This window comes from Fibrobacter sp. UWS1, from assembly GCF_002300445.1.
GTDB lineage: Bacteria > Fibrobacterota > Fibrobacteria > Fibrobacterales > Fibrobacteraceae > Hallerella > Hallerella intestinalis.
On record NZ_NSGW01000001.1, the window covers coordinates 477,361 to 500,003 of the forward strand.

Below are 22,643 nucleotides of genomic sequence, written 5' to 3' on the forward strand. Positions count from 1 at the left end.
TCGTACAATCAAAAGGTGGGTTTGTGTTGCATACAAAAATGCCAAATTGTCGTATTGTGAATCTCCTTTCCGCAGGGATTCTGTCTTGCTTCTTTTTGAACGCATGCCAAGAAGATTCAGAAAGCTCTCCTAAAGTCGCGGAAGAATCCTTGTACCCGCGCGCCCAAACCCTTTATATCGGCGGTTTCGACTGGGCGCCCCCCACGACATTCAATCCTTTGGACGGGGATCCCAATTTCCCCATAGACGGCAACATCCGCCTGATGTACGAATCCCTTTTCGCTTATAATAATCTGAACGGCAAAACAGAACCCATGCTAGCCAAGAGCTTTGTCCAGACGGACTCCTCCATTCAAGTGGAATTGGACGAGCGGGCGCGCTGGAGCAACGGGGAAAAAGTCAGCCCAGAAGACGTCCTGTACACTTTCTACATGGATTCCATCTTCCCCACTCCACGTCACGGCGGCTGGCGCTATATCGACCGGATTAAAACGACGGGGAAAAATCAGCTCGAATTCGTCATGAATAAAAAAGAAAAGAACCCCCTTGTTCTTTTGAGCCTGATTTCGGAAACTTCCATTTTGCCCAAGAGCGTTTTTAAACCCATCGTCGAAGCCTCCAAAACCAACGGACGCTACAATTACGCCAACGTTCTTACCTTTAAAAACGATTCCTCGCCTGTTGTTTCGGGCCCTTACAATCTGGATTCCTACTATCCCGACAAAATCGTTCTGAAACGAGTTGAAAATTATTGGGGAAACGCCAAGCACAACGGCAAAGCGCCCGCGCCGCTCTATATTATCCACTCGCTTTACACAAGCAACAATCTGTTCAACAATGCCATGACTAAAGGCAATTTGGACATTTCGTCCATTTTTATGCCCCGCATCTGGGAAAAGAAACGGGACGACATCCGAGCCTGGAGCCTCAAAGAGCCCTATCACTATCCGGGATCCATCCCAACTCTTTTCATCGCGACGACAACGACTCCGTTTAACGATATCGCTTTCCGCCGCGCCCTAGCCCACGCCATCAATTTTGAAAAAATCAAATCCGTCGCCGTATCCAATTATACCGATGCGATGCGCCCCGGATTCATTTTACCATTCAATCAGGAAGCCCGTTATTTTAATGAAGAAGACGCCAAGACATACGGCTATTCCTACGACTTGGTCAAAGCCCGGAAAATCCTCTCCGATGCCGGCTACTCCTGGGATAACGACGGCAAAATTCTAAACAAGGAAGGAATGCCGATTCGTCCGTTCAGCCTGGAATGCCCGCAGGGATGGACAGACTGGGAAGACGCCATCAAGGTGGTCGCCGAATCGTTTAAGGAATTGGGAATTTCCACCAACCAGCGTTTTGTGGACTATAGCGAATGGGAAAAGGATTTGCGCTATGGCAAATTCGACCTGGTGATGAAAACCCAAACGGCGGATCTTTCGGCGGCAACGCCGTGGGGACGCTTCAATCAGGTGATGAGCAGCAAGGACTTCAAACCTGTCGGCGAAGAAGCGTTTTCAAATCCCGGGCGATTCACGGATCCCACGGCGGACAGCCTCTTGGAATTGATTCCGTCTTTGACCGATTCCACGGCGCTGAAAGAAGCCTATCGCCATCTCAACCGCATTTTTATGGAAAAAATCCCGGTTTTGCCACTGATGTACCGCCCATCGCAGTTCTACCAGTTCTCGACAAAACACTGGACCAACTTTCCGACCGAAGAAAATCCCTACGCCCCACCCCAAGCTCTTATCATTGGAGCCAGCGTAAAAGCACTTTGGGAAATCAAGCCGGTTCAATAATCACAAACAAGAGAAATAAAAAAAGCGCGTTCGTTTACGGGCTTTTTTTATTAGATTGTAGCCACGTTTTGGAGACTTTACAATGAAAAGAGCGAAATTTATCCTGCCGAACGCATTCACCAGCATGAACTTTTTGCTGGGAGTTTTTTCTATTTGCTGGTCCGCAGGAATGTTCGCCGGCTATTCCGCCCTGGACCCGTTCCGTATGGCTGCCTATTTTGTCCTTTTGTCCGTTCTATGCGACAAACTCGATGGATTTGCCGCCCGACTGGTCAATGCCAGTTCCGAGTTCGGCGCCCAGTTCGACAGCCTAGGGGATCTGGTCGGCTTTGGCCTTGCCCCCGCATTCTGCCTATTTTTCAGTTACAAGGCAAACGCTCCGGAATGGCTGGACAAGAATCTGGTGCTAGTCATTATGGTTTTCGCCATTTACGTTCTTTGCGCGGCGATGCGGCTTGCCAAATACAACGCGATGGATTGCGATTCCTACAAGAATTATTTTTCAGGCCTGCCCAGCACTTTTGCGGGAGCCATCAATGTCATCCTTTTGAGCTATCTGACGCTCCACAATCTGTTCTCTCCGAGCAACACAAAGCTTTTGATTGTTCCGGTGGTCGTCATGCTCGTTACCGGCCTGATGATGGTCAGCCCCTGTTTTCTGCCAAAGCTCCATCCGTTGAAAAACAAGTTCCTTGCCGCAGTCCAGATTATTCTGGTCGTTATCACCTACCTTTGTGGCTTTTTCTTCATCACCTCGGACACGGGACTTCAAAACCTGATTCTTTCCTATCTCCTGCTCCTTTGCGGAAGCTATATCGTTATCGGTTTTGCCATCGGTTTTGCCAAACGCGCCTCCATCCTTTCCGAAGCCGAAGCCAACAAAGAATCTCTTTAGGCCTCTTCTAAAAATCGCTTAGGTGAATACTTCGACAAGCTCAGCAACCGTGCTTCGGCCTGTCGAAGGGCCGTGACCGCTTGTCGAACTAGTCGAAGGAAAGACAAAAAATCATCCTGTATAGGACTGCAAAAATTCTGCCAACGGTTCCGCAAAAAGGGAGACGAGCTTTTCCGGAGATTCCCGGGGAAGTTCCACAGTGACGCAGTCCATTCCCTTTTCCCTCGCAAACGAACCAAAACTTCCCGGTGTCGGATACCCCACGCCGCTTTGCCAAGGCTGACGGAAAACAGCTTCCATTTTTTGAGAAAGTTCCGTTTGCGTTTCTGAATCGATTATTCCGAAAGGGGAATGGAGAGCGACCGCTTTTTTCACGGAAAGAGAGCGGATTAGCCGAATCAGCGCCTGCGTTTCCGGTTCGCTCCCCGCAAATTCCCCGCAAGACAGTTCGGTGATTCGGGGAGATTCCAAAAGAAGCCGCGAAAGAGCCACGCCTTTTTGCCAATTTTGGGTTGGAAAATTCCGATTGAGATCCACGCCGCGCGCATTCGCCCGCGTCCCCCGCAACGCCCCGTCGGGATTTGCCGAAAGAACGCAAGCCACATAGGGAGGCGAGTTTCGGAGCATCCGCAAAGCCCGGGAAAGCAAAAATGTCGTTTCGGTCTCTTCGCCATGGATGGCCGCAAAAATGAGCAAGCGAGATTCCTTGGCGGCGGGCAAAAAACGCAGAGGAGTCCCTTCAAAAGAACGTCCGTATTCCTCCAATGGAAACGGGAAAATCCCCTGTTCGACCGGGCTGCGAAAAACAGAAGCAAACATATCAACACTCAAATAGGCGACGTTTCAAAATAAGGAAAGACATAATCCCGCATCAGCTCGTCAAAATTATCCAAAATAGCGCTTTTCAATTCGATATCCGATTTTTCATAGATCCTGCGCAATTCCTGCGGGCGAAAAAGCCGTTCCAGCTCGCAAGCCGAAGGCCGATGGGACAAATGCCAACGCTCGGGCTGAATTTTTCCGCGACCGGGAACAAAGACCCTTTCAAAACCAAACGAAGAGCCGCCTTCGATTTCCCGAGAAAGCCATGCGTGAAATTTGGCGAACAGAGAATCGCATTCTTCTTCGGTCAATTCCACCTGGTATCCCGGCGGAACGCTTGCGCCATCGACGACATCGATTTCCGTTCCAAAATGGTGCCGGGATGTGCCGGGAAGCGCCGACCAAAAAAGAATCGAACGCATCAACGTTTCTTCATCACGCGGCAATTCCCGAAAAGGAACGCCGTTCTTATCAAGCAATTTCAGCTTCCCTGTCGCCTTGCGATTCCAAATGGAGAGCTGGCGATCAAAAGAACGGTAAGCGCTCTCGATACGCAGGGAAAAACCCGACGCAAGAGCCGACGCCGACAAAGCCTGCAAAGGCTTCAAAACGCTTTGCTGCACACGATACTCCGTTTCCGGAACAAACACCAAACCTTCTTCCTCCAAACCAAACGCTGAAAGTTCTGTCATTCGGGCAACTTGCCTCCCATTTTCACAATCAATTCCCGCAGCTGCTTGCTTTTTTGCGACGTCGATTTGCGGGGAGAATGCAGCACCGTTCCCTTTTGCAAAAAGAGATGGGCGCTGGCGACGGCAAGCGCATCGGTCGCATCCAGCTTGATTTTCCCTTGGCAAATGCCCAATCGAGACGTCACCATAGCCGCCACTTTTTCTTTGGACGACGCACCGTCTCCCGTCACCGCCAACTTGACGGATCGCGGGCTGTATTCAAAAAATTCCATGCCCAGACGACGACACATGACCAGAATCGCCCCTCGGACATGGCCGAGAATCATCGCGCTGTGAACGTTCTTCGCAAAAAAGGCGCTTTCCATGATCAAGACCGACGGGTTGTACTCCTTCACCCGTTTTTCCAAATCGCCGACGATTTTCACCAGCCTGTCAGCAAAAGAATCCCGGGATTTTGCGGAAATCGCTCCGTATTCCAGCACACGAATCGAATCGTCCGCGCCCTTATCGAGAAACGCATACCCGGAAGTGTAGGAACCGGGATCCACACCGAGAAAAACCATACGGGAAAAATGTAACTTTTGAAAAGGGAAAAAGCCGGCGAGCTTCTGCGAACAGGCCGATTTTTAAGTTCTCTTTCCCTTCTTTCCAACAAGCTACCTGTAAAATTTCTATGTTGGAAATCGAGGTGCTTATGCTCATCGAAGAAGACATCATCGGACTTTCCCGTGTAAAAACCCACCCGCGACGCCTGGGAGTTCCCCTGACCCGTTGGGGGCGCAATCTGGCATCCCAATGCCCTTTTCACGCTCCCGAGGAATCGACGCTCTTTTTTTACGATTCCCTAGGCTACTGGCGTTATCACTGCGTCCATTGCGGGGCCGATGGCGATCTGGTTGAATTTTTGATGCGCAGCCGCTTCAACGGACTTGACGAAAATGCAGCCCGCAAAGAAGCACTCGACTTTTGGGGAGCCTCCGAAAATGAATTAAAAATCCAAGAAGAGGACGAAGCCGCGCATATTCAAGAAATCGGAGGAGCCAAAGTCCGCGTCCTGGAAAGCTTTGTACGTTACTGCTATTGGGCCGCGACCAAGAGCGAAACCACCGCCGAATTTTTGAAAGAAAGAAACTGGACTTTGGATCAGTCCAAACTTTATGGCATCGGTTATTACAGCGGCGATCCGGAACCGTTCTTCAGCTACGGACTCCTCTGCGGACTCAAGCGCCATGAAATCAGTTTTTACCTGGACAACTTGGACATATCCCACGAACCGCGCCTCACGATTCCCGCCCGCAATTCCAAAGGCGTCATCCATTCCGTTTATGGACGGCTTTTGGACAACTGCTCGCCAAATTGCAACGAAGACGTTTACATTTCCTATGCGTCCGGGCCGTTGGATATTCCGTTCAACATCCAGCAAGATATGGAATCGCCGATCATCGTCGAAGGACTTTTTGATGTTTTGACCGCCGACCTGGCCGGAATTCCCGGTATGGTTTCAACGATGTACCAGCCGTTCAACCGCAGCCATCTCTACAAGCTGAAATCCTGCGGAGCCGAAAGCATATCGCTGGTTCTCCGCAAAGAAGCCAACCGAAGAAGCCAGGAACAGCACATCCGCAAATGCCTGGAACTCGCCGAATCCGAAGGCATCCGATTCAAATCCATCGTCCTTCCGGCAGGGGAAACCGCCGAATCGCTTATCCGTTCCGATGGAGCCGAAGCCTTTATGGACAGAATCCGCGAAACAGCGGAAGACACCATGCAAACGCACCGGAAATCCGTCCTGTTGCAAGACATCAAAGAAAATTTCAATTCGGCAATCAGCCGCAATGCGGATTCGGACGTCGGCCATCGGCTACAAAATTTCCCGGCTTTGACCCATGCGCTCGACGGCATCCAGCCCGGCTACTATTTTCTGACATCCGACCCCTACGGATTCAAAAGCCACGCGCTCTCTTCGTTCACATTGGACCTCATCGAAGGAAATCCCGACGCAAAAGTGATTTACGTGGCTCTCGACAGCCCTCGCCGTGCAGCATTGAATCGCTTTATCGCTATGCTCGCCGGCGTTTCGGAAGCAGACGTGCATAAACTCAGCAAAGACGACGAAATCAACAAGCAAATTCACGTTGCCACGCAAGAACTTATCAACTATGTAAAAACCGACCGTCTGGAAATCTGGGAAGACAGGGAGACATTCCAATACGAATCCTTCTTGAAAGAACTGCAAGCTGAAATCGCCGAGCACCCGAATCTCATTTTGATTGTAGATGGGATAGACCACCTGCGCATTTCGGACCGGAGCGACATTCCCGATTTGAACGAACGGCGTTCTTCGGCCATCCTCGACTTTTACAAGACTCTTGACATTCCCGTTTTTGTCAGCGGCTCCGTCATCAAAGACGGCGATCACATTTTAGGTCCGCGACCCTTCCTTCGCGATGCCGATGCGACATTCTGGCTAGAGCGCAAAGAAGACGGCGCCCTTTGGCTTACCGTAAATCTCAAAAATTCCGGTTCCCTGCTATATGAAGCGAACCTGCTCTTCTCGGACAAATCCTACCGCATGAAAGAGAAATAATGAGCCGCCTGGTCATCGTCGATTACAATAATTTCTGGAGTCCCTCTGGCGGCGGCGTCCGCCGCTATCATCTGGAGCGCATGAAGTTTTACAAGGACAAGACCGATGCGCTGCTCGTCTTTGTGCAAAACGATGGAAGGACTTTCACCGAAAAAGTTTCCGATTCGCTGATTATTGAACACACGAAGGCATTTCGTTTTCCCGGAAACTGGGAGTACCGATTTCTGTGGAAAAACGCCGACATCCAAGTCGCCCTCAAAAAATACCAGCCCGACATCGTGGAAGTCGGATCGCCGTATATTCTTCCCAAGGCGGTTTCCAAAGCCTCCAAGAACATGGCGAAGCGACCTGTTCTCACGGCATTTTGGCATGCGGATTTTCCCGTGACCTACGTCCGGCGCTTTTTTGAAAAATGGGGATTCAAACGCCTTGCCCAATTCGGCGAAAACGCCGCCTTTGCTTACGCCCGCTCCAGTTTCAAAGATTACGCCGTTTTGGAAGCGAGCTGCCACGAAGTCATGGAACGCATGCAACGCCACGGCTTTGCCGAAAACCGGCTCGAATGGATTCCCCTCGGCGTGGATTTGCAGACTTTCCGCCCCGAAGCCGCAGACGAAAAACTGGTGAATGAAATCAAGGTCGGCAACCCTGAACGTCTGACGATTTTTTTTCCGCACCGTTTTTGCGACGAAAAAGGACTGCGCCTGTTTTTGGACGCCTATCCGATTTTATGCGAAAAACTGGGACATGAACCCGCCGTACTTTTTGCCGGCACAGGACCGGATTTGCCGAGAGTTCAAAAAGCAGCCGAAACTTACAAGCATATTCGTTACGAAGGATTCATCCAAGACGCCGCCGAAATGGCGCGCCACTATGCCAGCGTGGATTTGGGACTCGCCCTTTCCGGATGGGAAACTTTTGGACTTTCCATTTTGGAAAGCATGGCTTGCGGCAATGCGCTCGTGGCCGCATCCACCGGAGCCGCTGCGGAACATTTGAAAAATTCCGGAGCCGGCATCATTCTCGAAGAGCGAACGCCGCAGGCTTTGGCAAACGCCATCCTAAAAATTTCCCAGATGGGAATCGCCAATTTGAAAAGCAAGGCGACGGACTACGCCAAAAAATTCAGCTGGCAAAGCTGCTTTGAAAGGCAATTCGCCCTGTATCAAAAAATCATCAAGGACAGATTATGATCAAACACATTGTTCTTTGGAAATTGAAACCCGAAGCCGAAGGCAAAACCGCCGAACAAAATGCCCAAGAAATCGTCGCCCGATTCAAAACGCTGGAAGGCAAAGTTCCGGGGCTTCTTTCGATCGAATCCGGAATCGACTTCAACCGCAGCCCCGCAGCCTGGGATGTCGGTCTCGTGACGGCATTCCCCACCAAAGCGGACCTGGATTTTTACCAGGACTTTCCCGCCCACGTCGCCATCAAGCAATTCATCGGCAAAGTTTCCAGCGAGCGCTGCGTCATCGACTACGAAATCTGATTTGTTCCAATGGAAATTTCCGGTGTTCTTTTTGACCTTTACGGGACGCTTTTCACCTACGGCAATATGTCCCGGGCTTTCGGCTTTTGGCACGAAGATCTGACACGCGCACTGAAAAATCTGGGAATATCGGTTTCCGTTTCCCAAGTTTCCAAGCAGTGCAAGCATTTTTTTGCCGAAGACATCCCCGAAAAAGAGGGTTTCACCCTTTATGAATCGCGCCTGAAAATTCTCGCCGAACACTTTGGAATTTCTCCGGATGTAAACTGGATTAAGCACACCGCAGCCACTTCCATGAACCGCTGGCAGCGAATGGTTCCGCTTCACCCGCAAGCGATTCCCCTTTTACAGGCACTGCAACGGCAGCAAGTCCGCATCGGCATCGTTTCCAATTTTGAGCACGGGCCCCACGTCCGTAAAGTTTTGCGCAAGCACGGACTTCTCAAAATGCTCGACGCCGTCGTGATTTCCAGCGAAGTCCACCACAAAAAACCCGAGCCCGAAATTTTCCAGATCGCACTGGAACGCCTTGGAACCAACCCCGCCAACACCCTGTTCGTCGGCGACGATCCGAACCGTGACATCCGTGGAGCAACCGCCATCGGAATGCAGACGAAGCTATTCCAAAACGGCTCTTCCCTGCTTTCCATTTTCGATGAATTTTTTCGGGCAAGCAAACGCGACATTTCCAAATGAACAATCCGTTTCAACTCATCGGCAAATCCGCCGCCGAAGTGCAGCAAAAAATCCAGAGCGCATTCCACAGTCTTTTTGAAGGAAACGACTCCAGCGAAAAAATCTGCTTCGACTTTCAGCAGTACAAATGCATTATCGACATCGGGCATTCGGACATCCGAAGCGAGGGAATGAGTTACGGGATGTATATCGCCGCCAAACTCGGCCTTCTGGAACTTTTCCAAGCCCTTTGGGAATTTTCAAAAACGTATCTGCAAAATGCAGAAACCGATGACGCTCCCTATTTTGCATGGCAAGTCGGATTCGACAAAAAACGTCAGAGGCAATTTTTCAAAATGGATGCAGGATCCGCCCCGGATGGCGAAGAATATTTTGCAGCGGCACTTCTGTTGGCGGCTCGCCGATTCGGAAACAACGCATACCGAGACGAAGCATTGAAACTTCTCCACGCGATGGCGCATAAAAAGCCCGCAGGAAAAGTGCGCGCCATGTTCGACCCGGAAAATTTTCTCGTCCGATTTTCTCCCGTGGAGGGCAACGATTTTACCGACCCGAGTTACCACACCCTCGCCTTTTACCGCCTCTTTGCTGCAGAAACCAAGGATACTTTCTGGGAATCCGTTTACAAGCAAAGCGTCGCCTTTTTGAAATGCGCAGCCCATCCGGACACGGGACTTTTTCCGGACTACGCTGAATTTGACGGTTCACCCAAATCCACAGCGTTCTCGCCTCACAGCGATTGTTTTAGCGGGGACGCCTGGCGCGTCGCCTACAACCTGGCTTTAGACGCCAACTGGGAAATTCCCGGCATTTGCGAAAAGGAACATCTGCTCGCCAAAAATTTTGCCCAAGAAACGATCCGAAAGATGCTCCGTTTTTTCAAGTCGCAAAAAAATCCACGCGCCGACTACCGCTTAAACGGCATTCCCTGCGAGAATTCCCGTCCCATCACAACCGGACTTATCGCCATGAACGCAGCTGCCACCGGCGCGCTCGATTTTTCCCTTTTACAAGACAAAGAACTCGCCGCCTATTTTCTGAACGCTTTCTGGAACGCCCCCGTTCCTACAGGCACCTGGCGCTATTACGACGGCATGCTCTATCTGCTCGGTTTTCTTGCGCTTACAGAACGCTAACCTTATCTGTTATCAGTTATCTGTTATCTGTTATCTGTTATTAGTTCCAACTTCCAACTTCCAACCGCTTGCCGAACTAGTCGAAGGGCACTAGCCACCAACTTGCTTCGGGGATGCTCGCCCCATAAGCCGGAAATGGAATTTTAGTTTGAACACAGGAGCCTAATGATTTTCAATCTTCTGCGGATCTAAAAGAATGTCTTTTCCCAATCGTTCTGCAAAAGGCTTCGCCCAATGACGCTCCGGAGCAATCCGGCTCTTGGTTTTGGCACCAAATTCTTCATAACTTAAAAACAGTAGATTTCCCAAGCGCGCATCCCAAAGAGTCCACAGGGACATCCAGCGAAAGCCGCCGCTCTTCCCCAGTTTCGGTAAAATTTCAACCCGGACAAAAACGGGAATGGTCAAATAGCGCACATTGTAACGCTTCGACACCGCGGCCAGTTCCCGCCGAATTTCCCGCGGGATTTCCCGTTCAAAACGCGAATAAATTTCGGAATCGTCCGTTCGGGATTTCCAAAAGGCCGTATCCAAAAGCGATTTGCCATCGACCAAAGCCGTCGAAAGAATTTTCCGCAACGCCTCCCGAATCCACAGGGAATCTTCTTCGGGAATTCTTAAACCTTCCAGCATCTGTTCGCGCTTCGCCTCCGGAAAGCGGCCCGCCAAAAGGGAATCTTCAAAATGCGCCAAATCAAAATCCACCGCGTCGTCGCTGAAACTATGGCAAATTTTACTTCCTTCGGGACACATGGCAAAAACTTTCTGCGTCGGAAAACTGCCAACCGTCGACACGGTCCGAAAAGCTTCCGTGATTTTGGGGTGCATCTCCACAAACTTCCGCTCGTCAAAAATTTCCAATTCCATTTCCCCTTGCTCGCCGCAATCCTCGCACCCGAAATCCCCCGGAGAATCCTTTGCTCCCGACGATTGCCCATTCCCGGCGCACGCCCCTAAAACCCAAACGCCCAACGCCACAGAAAATCGAAACCATGAAATCCAACGCATAAACACAACTTACTAAAAAATGCTTTAGGAATGAAACCGGCCTGGCATTTTTGCACGAGGATTTTTTATTAACAGCGCAGCCGAATCGCCACGACTGCCTATTTCGGGAATTCGAAGCATCTCATTTTTTGAACGAACGCCGCTTGCCCAAAAAATTGTTAGATTTGGACGCGTTTCAAAAGGAGTTCAACATGAGTCTCAAATGCGGCATCGTCGGTCTTCCCAACGTCGGCAAAAGTACGATTTTCAATGCGATTACAAATGCAGGCGCCGAAGCCGCCAACTACCCATTTTGCACCATTGAACCCAACGTCGGCATGGTCAGCGTTCCTGACGGGCGCCTCAATGAACTCGTCAGCGTTTACCACCCCAAATCCATCGTCCCTGCCGTCACGGAATTTGTCGATATCGCAGGACTTGTCAAAGGAGCCAGCAAAGGCGAAGGCCTTGGCAACCAGTTCCTGACGCACATTCGGGAATGCAACGCCATTATGGAAGTCGTCCGCTGCTTTGACGACGAGGACATCACCCACGTTCTCGGTTCCGTTGATCCAGTCCGGGACATCGACATCATTGAAACCGAACTGATTTTAAAAGACCTGGAATCGGTGGAAAAGCGTCTGGCGAACGAAAATAAAACCGCTCGCACGGGAAATGCCAAAGCCAAGGAAAACGCCGAAGCCTGTAGCATTCTGAAAAAAGGACTCGAAGAAGGCAAAAGCGCACGGGAATTTGTCGGCAAAAACGGAGACGCCCTCGATGCGATAGTGCAGGACCTCGCCCTCCTTACCGCCAAGCCACTCTTCTACTGCGCCAATATCCGCGAAGATGAAATCGGCACCGAAAACCAATACGTCAAAAGCCTGAAAGAATTTGCCGCGAAGCAGGGCACTTCCGTCGTTGTCATCAGCGGAAAAATCGAAGAGGAGCTTTCCAAAATGGAAGCCGCGGACAAAGAAGAATTCCTCAAAGAACTCGGCATGAAAGAATCCGGACTCGATTCCGTTGTGCGCGAAGGCTACCGGATTCTCGGGCTCCAGACATTCTTTACCGCCGGCGAAAAGGAATGCCGCGCGTGGACTTTTGAAAAGGGAGCCAAAGCTCCACAATGCGCCGGCGTCATCCACTCCGATTTTGAAAAGGGATTCATCCGCGCCGAGACCCTCGCCTTTGAAGATTTCCGGAAGCACGGTTCCTGGAATGCCGCCAAGGAAGCCGGCGTCGTCCGGACGGAAGGCAAGGACTATGTCGTTAAAGACGGCGACATTATGTTCTATCTGTTCAACGTGTAAGGATTGCGGCTACGTTGCTAGTGGGAAGTTAAAACGACCCCTCAACCATCCGAGAAGAGCCGATGTTTTTATCAAAAAGGACGTTGTTCTCCTTAGCGAAAACCCTGTACTTGAACGCTTTCTAGAAAAAAGAAGCCGTCAGGCAATACAGGCCTTTGGAGACATATCCGCGAGAGAATCAGGTTTTTAAGGACTTTGAGTGATTAGGGGTCGGATCGGCGTTTTTGTAATGCGCCGCCATCGAATTTCCAAGCCAGTTGATTTCGGCGAGACAAAGGACGCTGTTCACTTTTTTCATTTTTCCTCCATGTTTCGGCATTCGTGGAAACTACGTTTGTCTCCCCGCACTTGGGCGCGAAACGGGAAAATCTCGTTCGCCGTCCTAGGAAGGTTACAACACAATAATCTTGCGAGTTTTGTCGGCATACTTTCCAATTCCCGGCAATCAGCTCCGCATTTTTCTAATTTTCCCCACGACATAGCCCCGTACCGAAAAGTGCGGAGCGCCCGTTTTATTGAGTATTTGCTCTAATCTCTACTTCGAAATCTAGCAGTTTCACCGTTTACGAGAATAGGGCAGACTGCTCACGTCCCGATTGGGGCGTGGGTTGTTTGCGGTATTGGTAAACAAGGCTTTGCTAGAGCCTCGAAGTACAATAATTGCATTCAACTCCACGCCTTTTTTAGTGGACGGAACGCACGCAGGGCGGAACTCGCAACGATAAGGAACCGCCCGATGATACGCGACATCATACAAAAGAACGAGAAGGTGAACCCAAACAACGATCTTCTCCAAAAATTGAAAGCGCTGATTCCGAACGCCTTCGGAAAAGAGGGAACGGTAGATGCCGATGCCATCCGTTATTGGGCGGAACATGCCGTGGGTGACAAACACCTGGTGGTCGAAGAACGCGAGACATTCAATTTTCTAGGCAAGGATTACGCCCGGCTGCTTTACGCACTCGACACCGAGACGGTGATTGTCCCCGACGAAGAAAACAACAGGAAGAACGAAAACAAGGACAGCGAAAACCTTTACCTTTCAGGCGACAACTTGGAAGTCCTCAAGCACTTGCGCCGCTCCTACGAAGGACAGGTGAAATGTATTTACATCGACCCGCCCTACAACACCGGCTCCGATGATTTTGTCTATAACGACAGCTTCGATTTTAGCGAAAAGGATTTGCAAGAAAAGTTGGGCATTGACGAACCCGAGCGCGCACAAAAAATTTTGAAGATGAAAAAACGCGGTTCGCGGTCCCATGCGGCGTGGCTCACGTTCATGTATCCGCGTCTGAAACTCGCTCGCGATTTGCTCAAGGATGATGGCGTGATTTTCATCAGCATCGACGACAACGAACAAGCGAATTTGAAAATCTTGTGTGATGAAATATTTGGGGAGGAGAATTTTTGCGGTCAGTTGATTATTCAAACAGCAACGGATAACAATCCAAGACAAATTTGTACAGAACACGAATACATGTTGTGTTTTGCAAGAAATAAAGATTTGGTGAAAAATTGGATATTAAAAAGTGAAGCGGCAAAGAAAATTAAGGAACAGTATGAAAAGATAAAAGAGCGTGAAACTGATTTAGAAAAAATACAGGAAAAGTTGAGAAAATGGATAAAGGACAATAAACTTGATTTGGGATTAAAATCCGTTGCACACTACAATAATGTTGATGAAAATGGTGTATACAGCAGTTCGACTAATTCTTCTAACCCTCATCCGGGTGGATATATGTTTGATATTCCTCACCCAGTCACTGGAAGAAATTGCCCAATACCAGCTAATGGGTGGCGTTGGCCGGAAACAACTTTTTGGAATTATGCAAATGCTGGGCAAGTAGAATGGGGCAAAGATCATAGCACTCAACCTCACATAAAGCAACGAATTGAAACGGCAACAGATGCTCTTAAATCCATCATTTATGAAGACAATAGAGCTTCGACTAAAATGGTAGCAGATTTATTTGATGGGAAGAAGGTGTTCGATAATCCAAAACCATTAAATGTGATTGCACGAATTTTGAATTTTTCAACGGAGAAAAATGATGTCATTATGGATTTTTTCTCTGGAAGTGGAACAACAGCTCATTCAATTTTACAATTAAACGCTTCAGAAAATGAAGGAAGAAGGAAGTTTATTGCAGTGCAACTTCCAGAAAATTTGGATGCCGTAACAAAACCCAGCGAAACAACGAAGAATGCCATCAAGTTCCTCGATTCCATCAACAAACCCCACACCCTTGACCAAATCGGCATGGAGCGCATACGCCGTGCCGCAGCAAAAATCCAGAGCGAACATCCCGATGCGAAATGCGATTTCGGCTTCAAGCATTACAGCATCGAAAAGCCCAAGGAAAAAACTTTGGACGCGCTGGAAAAATTCGTGCCCAACCCGAACTTCGGCGCAGACAACATTCTCAAGGCTTTCGGAAGCAAAACCGTTCTCGCCACATGGATGGTCGATGACGGACATACATTCAATGCATCTGTCGAAACAATCGATCTTGATGGCTATACCGCTTACAAGGTAAAAGATTACCTCTACCTGATTGACAAGGATATCGGATCCAAGCACATGAAAGCCCTGTTCAAGAAGTACGACGAAGACAAGGAATTTAAGCCCAAGCACATCGTGGTGTTCGGCTACAGTTTCGGAATTACCGCCCTAGAAACTCTGAAAGGCAACATCAAGAGTGTCGAAGGTATCGACATCAACCTTGAAATCCGTTACTAATGGGGGCCGCCATGGAATTGCAATTCGAAAAAGATTTGCCCCACCAACGGGCAGCCATTGACAGCATCTTGAACGTGACGGAGACGCTGCAAACGAAAAAGTCCTTAAATTACGCCGCCAATAGAAATCTTTATCCGAACGACGAAAAAATCAAGCAGGCATTGTCCGCATTGCAAACGAATTTCTCTGCAGACATGAAAAGTTTTGTTTCGGCAACGGAACCCTTCGGGATTGCCGAAAAGCCTTGTCTTTACATCGATGTCAAAATGGAAACCGGAACGGGCAAGACCTACGTCTATACGGAGACTATTCACGAATTGCACAGGCAACTGGGCGTGTCGAAATTTATCCTTGTTGTCCCGGGCAAATCCATCAAGGCGGGCGCATCCAGTTTTTTAAACGATCCCGATGTCAAGAAACATTTTGAAAATACCTGCGATTACAAGTCGGAAATCCGTTTGTTTGAAGGAACGGAACAAAAATCCAAGAACAAGAAAAAGAATTTCCCTTCGGCGGTTTCGAATTTCTACCAAAACCCGGGCGATTCCGATAAATATATTTCCGTCCTCTTGCTGAATAGCCAATTGCTTACCAATTCGAACTATGCGAAGGACGATTTTGATTACGGCATTGACAACTTCTATTGCCCTCTCGATGCGCTAAAGGCGACTCGCCCTGTGGTCATTATTGACGAACCGCACCGCTTTGCCTCCGAAAACAAGGCGATGGCTGCAATCATGAACAAACTTTGCCCGCAAATGCTTATCCGCTTCGGCGCGACTTATCCCGAAAAGAGCGAAGGTCGCGGCAAGAACAAGAAAACCGTCAAGGATTATAAGAATCTTGTCTATAATTTGGATGCATACGAGTCGTTTCACCAAAATCTGATTAAGGGAATCGCCAAGGAACATATCGATCCGCTGAAAGATGCCGAAAATGTTAAAATCAAAGCAACAGAAATTGATTCGAAAAATGAAGAAGTGAAATTTAGTTGGACAGATGCACTTGGCAAAAAGCATCAAAAGTCTTTGGCGTCAAACATTCCTCTTTCCAACATCCACGAGAATTTCGGGAATCTTGCCGTCGAAGATTTTGAGAAGGGGATAGTGCGTTTAAGCAACGGAGTTGTTCTGAAAGAAGGCGATTCCCTTACGCCCGATATGTATGCGACCGCTTACCAAGAAGCCATGCTCACGATGGCAATTCGCCGACATTTGGAAACGGAGCAAGAAAATTTCAAACGCGAAGACAGGATAAAGACGCTTGCCCTGTTCTTTATAGATGATATTTCGGCTTACCGTCACGATTGGGATGAAAAATCCGAATACCTGCGAATCTCTTTTGAGAAAATACTGAAACGAGAAATCAAGCAGAAAATAGAGTCGTTGCAAGATGGCGATGATTACAGGGCGTATCTGGAAAAGTCGCTGGAGGACATTTCGAAAACTCACGGCGGATATTTTGCAAAGGATAACGAAAGCTCAGATGAGGCCGTTGCCCAGGAAGTGACGGAAATTCTGCACGACAAGAAATCGCTACTTTCCTTTGATAATCCGCGCCGCTTTATATTTTCCAAATGGACGCTTAAGGAAGGCTGGGACAACCCCAATGTTTTTACCATCGCAAAACTCCGCAGCAGTGGTAGCGAAATCAGCAAGTTGCAGGAAGTCGGTCGCGGTCTTAGACTTCCCGTGAACGAATACGGAAAGCGCGTGACCGGCGAAAACTTTGTACTCAATTACATCGTCGATTACTCCGAAAAGGAATTTGCTCAAAAACTTGTGGATGAAATCAATGGCGAACGAGCAGAACAGTTGTATCTGACCGATGAGCAGCTTGAAGCGTTTGCCAAGAAGTGCGGCCAAGAGGCTGAAGATTTGCTTGCCGAATTGTTTGGAAAGAAGTTTATCAAGATTCGCAAAATCGATATGCCCGGCTATCCGATTGTCTCGGAGAATGCGGAAGCCTTCGAAGCGGAATATCCTGAACTTTATCGCAGAGGCGATGCGGAACGCCGCATTATCGACCGCAACAAGAAAACCAAAGGCGAACGCATCGGCATTCGCAGCGAAAAATACGCGGCGTTGAAAAAACTCTGGCTCAAGATGAACGAACACTATCTCTTGACTTTTGATGAAAGCCTGAATGCGGAACTGGAACAGGCTTTGCCGGGTTTGATGGACCAGTCGCTTTTCCAGAAGACAATCTCTAAAAGCGTGCGCAATGTCGTTTCGTTTGAAAATGGCGTAGCGAGTGTGCAGGACGCCTGTGGCGACAATTACGAAGTGGAACGCCCGATTGCTTACGGAAAATTCCTGCAACGCGTCCAGTCCAAGGAATCCGTGCCCGTAACGCTGATGCACAAGGCCCTGTGCGATTTTGCAAACAAGGGCGGGAAGGTGATGTTCAACGAACGTACGCTTCTTAACGTATGCCAGAAAATTCACAACTGGAAAATCGAACATTTGAAGGGACGGTTCTGCTACCAGAAAGTGAGCCGCACCCGAATTAAAAAGACTTGGCTCAACGACGAAAAAGGAAATGCGGAAAAGTTCATATCGCAGGGACTCGTGGGCAAATTCGGGGACAGCGGCAAGGTGCCTGACAAGTACCTTTACGACAGCATCGCCTACGATTCGCCGCTGGAAAAATCCGACATCCTGAACGGTATCGAAGGCGTGGAAGTTTATGGAAAGATTCCCAAGAGCACCATCCGCATTCCGACCATTCTCGGCGAAACCTACAGCCCGGACTTTATATACATCATTCGCCGAAAGGGCAAGAATGAACTGAACCTGATTGTGGAATGCAAGGATGTCGAAGACGCCGACAAGGATTTGCGAGGCGGCGAAAAACTGAAAATAGAATCCGCCAAGGTGTTCTTCAAGAACATGGAGTCCGAGGGAGTCAAAGTACACTTCGAAAAGCAACTCAAGGACAAAGAACTGGAAGAAATCATCAGCAGTCTTTAGATTCAAGGCATTAGAGCTATTGAAAGTGCGCAGTGTTCCTACCCCCTTCAATGCCATCGACAATTTCCGTTACCAAATTCCTTGCCCCAGCCACGAAGTGCATTCAAAATGAATCAAATTTTTAGTGGAGCCCGAAATGGATTCGAACCCTATCCGACTCCCGCTGCAATTTTTCCGCCTCTTTCCCCATCCATTCTTTTACCTGCAATAACCTATTTGGCATTATCGCTTTGGGGCGGAAAACTTGAGGAATGAATTTGAAATTCTGCCTTTCTTGACAAAAAACCGAATTCCAAACGAAAACTTCACCGCCAAATAAAAATTATTTTTAAAAGAAATCAAAGGAGTGTTAAAATGAAAATTTCAAAGCTATTGCCCGCGCTCCTCGCGTTAGCAGCGGCAACCGCGCAAGCGACCATCTACGAAGCAGAAGACCAAACGGCAAACAACCCGACAGCGACCGTTCGGGACAGCGCAAGCGTTTCCGGGGGCAAATACGTTTCAGCGCAAGGCTTCACTTTCCAAGTATCCGTCGAAGAATCCGGCATTTATGATATTTCCACAAAAATCTGGGTCAAGCAATACGATTGGTTCAATACGGAAATTTCCGTCAACGGCAAAAGCGTCGGATCCTTCCTCACCAATTCCCCAGACAGCGCATTCACAACTTACATTCTCGAAACAAGCGCCAAGCTCAATGCGGGAACAAACGAAATCAAACTTTCCGGCGGATCCACAAACATCGACTATCTTTCCGTGGAAATGCACCCGGCCATCGTATTCGACATCGACGGCTCTCCCGTCACAGCGGGCGCAACCGAAAGCGCCTACAAACTCAAGGCATTCCTCTTGCAGAACTTCGGCAGCAAAACCGTTTCGGGCATGATGATTGGCGACAACGCATTCAACTACGATTACGGCAACATGAAGCTGATTGAAAAATGCGTTCCCAGCGACTCCTGCTCGTTTGAAGACGAAAAGACGACCTTCCTCGGGCAAGAGGACATTCGGCTTTTCAAGGAACGGAGCGGCTACAACCCGGCTCTCGGCGGATTCGATATGCTCTTCGCCGCCGGCGGCCATTCCGATGAAGGCTGGTTCATAGGCTATACCGAAAACAATGTGCGCATGGCCAAAGAGCTTTGGGCAAAAGGTGGCATCCCGGCATTCACCTGGCACTGGAAAGTCGGCGAAGACACGGTTTTCTATACCAAAAACAGCGGTTTCAAAAATGCCGGATGCACGGAAGGCGTTCAATCTTCTTCCGCAGAAAACACCTGCTTCAATTACACCAAGGCTTTCAAAGATTCCACTTGCCAAGAAATCAACCCGGCTTCCGACGAATACGCGCTCCTGATGGCCGACGTGGATAAGCTTTCCGCCCATTTTCTAGAACTTCAAGAAGCTGGCGTGGCTGCCATCTGGCGACCGCTCCACGAAGCCGCCGGAGGCTGGTTCTGGTGGGGAGTCGGCGGTGCGGAATGTTACAAAGCGCTTTACAAACTCGTCTATGACCGCATGACAAACACGAACGGCGTAAAGAACCTGATTTGGGTCTGGAACATCGAACGCGATCCCGCAATCGGCTACGACTTCGGAGCACTCAATCCGGCATGGTACCCCGGCGACGAATATGTGGATATTATCGGTGTGGATATTTACAACAATGCCAACGACAATTCCTCGAACGTTAAATACTTCAATAAAATGGTGGATGAGCTCGGCGCAAAAAAAATGCTCGCCTTAACGGAAAACGGACCGATTCCCGACGTGGACAGCATGCACACGGATGGATCCGTCTGGTCTTTCTGGATGCCGTGGTATAACACCTGGGGCTCGGGATTTTTGAACCAGACTTCCAATGATGTTTGGAAAAAGAATCTCGCCGATGACCGCATTTTAAAACTGGAAACCATGCCCGGCTGGGAAAACGTTTCCACTCAAATACCGACATCCTCCCAAGCGGGAACATTCCACATTTCCATTAGGCAGAATCGACTGCACTTCACCCTGCAAGAAAGCGCGGACGTTCTCTTCTACACGCCCACGGGCAAACGCATCCAAAAAATTTCCGGCAAATTCACCGCAGGTGCGCACAGCCTCGACATTTCCAAGCTCTCCCGCGGACTCTACATTCTCCAAATCCGCGAAAAGGGCAGGACATTCTCCCACAAACTTCTACTTCGCTAAACAAAATTTCAAAAGGCCGGATTCTGAATCCGGCCTTTCTTGTGACAGCATCCCTCAAAACTCAAGCCGTTCAAACGTTTCGTAATGATCCGCGGTAAAATAGATTTCGCAGGAGTCGCCGTAAACGAGCCGCCTTGTTCCCCGATTTTCCCCGGAATAATCGACATCGCATTCCCGATAGTTTTCACCGGGAAGCATTCCTTCCGCATTCCCGAAAGAATCTCCGCCCACCATCACGCCCAACTCCTGATACGGATTGAAATTCCACTTGGAAAAGCTTTTTCCCGATAATTCATAAAGCGTTTGTGCGGAATCCTTATCGACATAGATTTTCGGGAGCGCGCCGAATTTGCAAAGATAAGCGGCGACAGAATCCCTGGTCGTATAAAGCCCGGAAATTTCGACGCCTTCATAAATGGCCGAGAGCGAAGCCGAAGAGCTGCTGAGAATGAAAGCGGATGAACTGGAAAAAACAGAAGAACTGCTTGTTACAACGGCAACAGAACTCGAAGAATTTGCGGAAACAGGCGAATCTTCTTCCGGCGAAACCGTCGGCGAGCTGCAAGCGCAAAACGCCCCCAACAAAATCATTCCACAAATGACGTTTTTTATGAGGCATCATCAATATGTGTGGTAGCATTTAGGCTGCCTTGCTAGATGATTCTCTCGATTCCGATTCCCATTCGTAGGCTATCTTTACATCTACATAGGCACAGCTCAACATTATCAGCGACAGCATGTTGTTCATATTCCTGAAGCCATAGGCAGTCCGTATCAGTAGCTTTATCTTGTTGTTCGTCGCCTCGATCCTTGCGTTTGACACGCCCAGCCTGATTGTGTTGAGGATTCCGTCGTAGTTACGCTTGATCTTTGCGTACAGATCCTTTACTGAGCCGATGCGTGAGTGGCTTGCACGCCACAGCCACCTGTCCAGATTTTCCCTGGCATCGGCATAGCCCATCTTCAGGATGATGCGCAGCTCCTCCTTCAGCTGGTATGCCCTGTAGAGCCGCGGATAGCGGCTGGCTATGAGCTCTATTTTTCTCTGCTGGCTTTCGCTAAGGTTCTCTGGAGCCTTGCCCAGAGCGTACCTGGAGTTCTTTATCCCCTCCGCGGTGCGGTCCTTCGGGACGCTGTCCTTCGTGGGCCTGCCTCGGCCCCGTTTCGGATTGCGGTTTTCCTTGCGGGCCTCCCTCCAGGCTTCCACACGGACCTTGTCCAGGGCATCCGTCGCCCACTGTACGACATGGAAGCTGTCCACGCACCGCTCGGCATTGGGCAGGAACTCCTCGATGCTTGACCTTATCCACTTGGCGCCATCACAAGTCACAAGCTCCACGCCCTTGCGCTGCTCTTCGCTGAGTTCCCTCATGAAGATGTCCAGCACCTCCTTCCCGTAGCCCTCGTGCACCCAGATCACGCAGCGCCTGTCGTGATCCACTACCACCGTTATGTACTTGTGCCCTTTCTTGTAGCTGGTCTCGTCGATGCCTATGCGCCTGAAGATGCAGCCTGCCTTGATAGGCCTTGTGTCCAGGCGTTCCCATACGCGGTCGACGATTTCTCCCACGGTATTCCAGGCGATGCGTAGCTGCTTTGCGACAGCCTTTTTCGACATGCTGCATACGGCCCATGCGACCTGCTGCTCGAAGGCGTCGGTGAAGCCTGACCTGTGGCTTGCCCACGGCACCTTCACGGTTTTTACGCCGCACTTCCTGCACTTCACCCTGTAGGTGTCCATCTTGATGAAGCCCATTTTCGTGCCGAGATCGAGCGTCCGCCACACCCTCTGTTCCCGGCCGTTGTCGTAGAGTTTCCCTTTTCGCCCGCAACAGCCGCACCTGCTGGCGTTGCCCTTGGTGAGTCTTACCGTGATTGTGACCGTGGTATCGGTTTGCTCCTGCTTGACGACAGTACAGCCGTTGACATTGAAGATGGATTTGTATAATTTTGACATGGGCTTTTTCTTCTGTTTTTTTTGGCGATTAAATTTTAGAAAATAGCCCATTTTTTGTTTAATTTAGGCGAAAGTCAACAAAAAAGGGGGGCGAAGCCACCCACACATGTTGATGAAGAGCCTTTTTTATTTGTCCTTTCAAAACAAAACTCCTTTGGGCGAAAATTCTTTTGACCAAAACTAGATAAATTAGGGAATTATATAGAATATTCCTCCAAATTCCCTCAAATAATTTTTTTTTCAAAGCGTGGATTTCTTTTTCACAAGGGGAATTCAGTTTTCAGTTATCAGTTTTCAGTTGTCAGTTTCAACCCTCAACTCCCAACTCCCAACTCCCAACTCCCAACTTTCAACTA

The 22,643-nt window shown here is 49.3% G+C and carries 18 protein-coding genes; 11 read left to right on the forward strand and 7 right to left on the reverse strand.

Annotated elements, in window-relative coordinates; all coding sequences use genetic code 11:
• The first annotated feature begins 38 nt into the window (after nucleotides 1-38).
• The gene (locus tag BGX14_RS01970; protein ID WP_143394085.1) at nucleotides 39-1,805 is read left to right on the forward strand and encodes an ABC transporter substrate-binding protein; all 1,767 of its coding nucleotides are present in this window, start codon (nucleotides 39-41) and stop codon (nucleotides 1,803-1,805) included.
• An 82-nt stretch (nucleotides 1,806-1,887) separates the two neighbouring features.
• Nucleotides 1,888-2,700, forward strand: a complete 813-nt coding sequence (locus BGX14_RS01975; protein WP_073302005.1) for a phosphatidylcholine/phosphatidylserine synthase — start codon at nucleotides 1,888-1,890, stop codon at nucleotides 2,698-2,700.
• Nucleotides 2,701-2,811: 111 nt separating this feature from the next.
• On the opposite strand, the gene mpaA is transcribed toward BGX14_RS01975, so the two are convergent.
• Genes mpaA through ruvC form a run of 3 tightly spaced genes read right to left on the reverse strand, consistent with a single transcriptional unit; the run spans nucleotide 2,812 to nucleotide 4,777 of the window.
• Nucleotides 2,812-3,519: a murein tripeptide amidase MpaA gene (gene mpaA, locus BGX14_RS01980; RefSeq protein ID WP_073302007.1), complete on the reverse strand. Its 708-nt coding sequence runs from the start codon at nucleotides 3,517-3,519 to the stop codon at nucleotides 2,812-2,814.
• 8 nt (nucleotides 3,520-3,527) lie between these two features.
• Nucleotides 3,528-4,214 carry a M15 family metallopeptidase gene (locus BGX14_RS01985; protein ID WP_095878907.1) on the reverse strand — a complete coding sequence of 229 codons (687 nt, stop codon included), beginning with the start codon at nucleotides 4,212-4,214 and terminating at the stop codon, nucleotides 3,528-3,530.
• Nucleotides 4,211-4,777 carry a crossover junction endodeoxyribonuclease RuvC gene (gene ruvC, locus BGX14_RS01990; RefSeq protein ID WP_073302011.1) on the reverse strand — a complete coding sequence of 189 codons (567 nt, stop codon included), beginning with the start codon at nucleotides 4,775-4,777 and terminating at the stop codon, nucleotides 4,211-4,213. Before ruvC ends, BGX14_RS01985 begins: the two co-directional genes overlap by 4 nt.
• A 131-nt stretch (nucleotides 4,778-4,908) precedes the next feature.
• Between ruvC and BGX14_RS01995 the strand changes: the two genes are divergently transcribed.
• The 5 genes from BGX14_RS01995 to BGX14_RS02015 are packed head-to-tail and all read left to right on the forward strand — an operon-like array spanning nucleotide 4,909 to nucleotide 10,125.
• Complete coding sequence (locus BGX14_RS01995; protein WP_095879759.1) at nucleotides 4,909-6,801, forward strand: CHC2 zinc finger domain-containing protein; 1,893 nt, start codon at nucleotides 4,909-4,911, stop codon at nucleotides 6,799-6,801.
• Nucleotides 6,801-7,994 carry a glycosyltransferase gene (locus BGX14_RS02000; RefSeq protein WP_095878908.1) on the forward strand — a complete coding sequence of 398 codons (1,194 nt, stop codon included), beginning with the start codon at nucleotides 6,801-6,803 and terminating at the stop codon, nucleotides 7,992-7,994. Before BGX14_RS01995 ends, BGX14_RS02000 begins: the two co-directional genes overlap by 1 nt.
• Entirely contained in the window at nucleotides 7,991-8,293 is a 303-nt protein-coding gene (locus BGX14_RS02005) for a Dabb family protein (RefSeq protein ID WP_073302014.1), read from the forward strand. Before BGX14_RS02000 ends, BGX14_RS02005 begins: the two co-directional genes overlap by 4 nt.
• A 9-nt stretch (nucleotides 8,294-8,302) precedes the next feature.
• Nucleotides 8,303-8,989 carry an HAD family hydrolase gene (locus tag BGX14_RS02010; RefSeq protein ID WP_073302016.1) on the forward strand — a complete coding sequence of 229 codons (687 nt, stop codon included), beginning with the start codon at nucleotides 8,303-8,305 and terminating at the stop codon, nucleotides 8,987-8,989.
• Complete coding sequence (locus BGX14_RS02015; protein WP_095878909.1) at nucleotides 8,986-10,125, forward strand: glycosyl hydrolase family 8; 1,140 nt, start codon at nucleotides 8,986-8,988, stop codon at nucleotides 10,123-10,125. The genes BGX14_RS02010 and BGX14_RS02015 overlap by 4 nt, the downstream gene beginning before the upstream one ends.
• A gap of 162 nt (nucleotides 10,126-10,287) precedes the next feature.
• Here the strand turns inward: BGX14_RS02015 and BGX14_RS02020 are convergent, their stop codons facing one another.
• On the reverse strand, nucleotides 10,288-11,133 hold the full coding sequence (locus tag BGX14_RS02020) for a hypothetical protein (protein ID WP_095878910.1): 846 nt from the start codon (nucleotides 11,131-11,133) through the stop codon (nucleotides 10,288-10,290).
• A gap of 191 nt (nucleotides 11,134-11,324) precedes the next feature.
• Between BGX14_RS02020 and ychF the strand changes: the two genes are divergently transcribed.
• Complete coding sequence (gene ychF / locus BGX14_RS02025; RefSeq protein WP_073302250.1) at nucleotides 11,325-12,425, forward strand: redox-regulated ATPase YchF; 1,101 nt, start codon at nucleotides 11,325-11,327, stop codon at nucleotides 12,423-12,425.
• 556 nt (nucleotides 12,426-12,981) lie between these two features.
• Here ychF and BGX14_RS15700 read toward each other — a convergent pair.
• Entirely contained in the window at nucleotides 12,982-13,302 is a 321-nt protein-coding gene (locus tag BGX14_RS15700; RefSeq protein ID WP_198951131.1) for a hypothetical protein, read from the reverse strand.
• 219 nt (nucleotides 13,303-13,521) lie between these two features.
• On the opposite strand from BGX14_RS15700, the gene BGX14_RS02030 reads away from it, so the two are divergent.
• The 3 genes from BGX14_RS02030 to BGX14_RS02040 all read left to right on the forward strand — a co-directional run bounded on the left by BGX14_RS02030 (nucleotide 13,522) and on the right by BGX14_RS02040 (nucleotide 20,330).
• A complete protein-coding gene (locus BGX14_RS02030; protein ID WP_198951132.1) occupies nucleotides 13,522-15,168 on the forward strand; it encodes a site-specific DNA-methyltransferase in 1,647 nt (548 codons plus the stop codon).
• Nucleotides 15,169-15,179: 11 nt separating this feature from the next.
• Entirely contained in the window at nucleotides 15,180-18,140 is a 2,961-nt protein-coding gene (locus tag BGX14_RS02035; RefSeq protein ID WP_158223197.1) for a type III restriction-modification system endonuclease, read from the forward strand.
• Between the two features lie 354 nt (nucleotides 18,141-18,494).
• On the forward strand, nucleotides 18,495-20,330 hold the full coding sequence (locus BGX14_RS02040; protein ID WP_095878913.1) for a glycosyl hydrolase: 1,836 nt from the start codon (nucleotides 18,495-18,497) through the stop codon (nucleotides 20,328-20,330).
• Nucleotides 20,331-20,384: 54 nt separating this feature from the next.
• Here the strand turns inward: BGX14_RS02040 and BGX14_RS02045 are convergent, their stop codons facing one another.
• Nucleotides 20,385-20,921 carry a ribonuclease domain-containing protein gene (locus BGX14_RS02045; RefSeq protein ID WP_095878914.1) on the reverse strand — a complete coding sequence of 179 codons (537 nt, stop codon included), beginning with the start codon at nucleotides 20,919-20,921 and terminating at the stop codon, nucleotides 20,385-20,387.
• A gap of 49 nt (nucleotides 20,922-20,970) precedes the next feature.
• Nucleotides 20,971-22,338, reverse strand: a complete 1,368-nt coding sequence (locus BGX14_RS02050; protein ID WP_095878915.1) for an ISL3 family transposase — start codon at nucleotides 22,336-22,338, stop codon at nucleotides 20,971-20,973.
• Nucleotides 22,339-22,643: the final 305 nt, after the last annotated feature.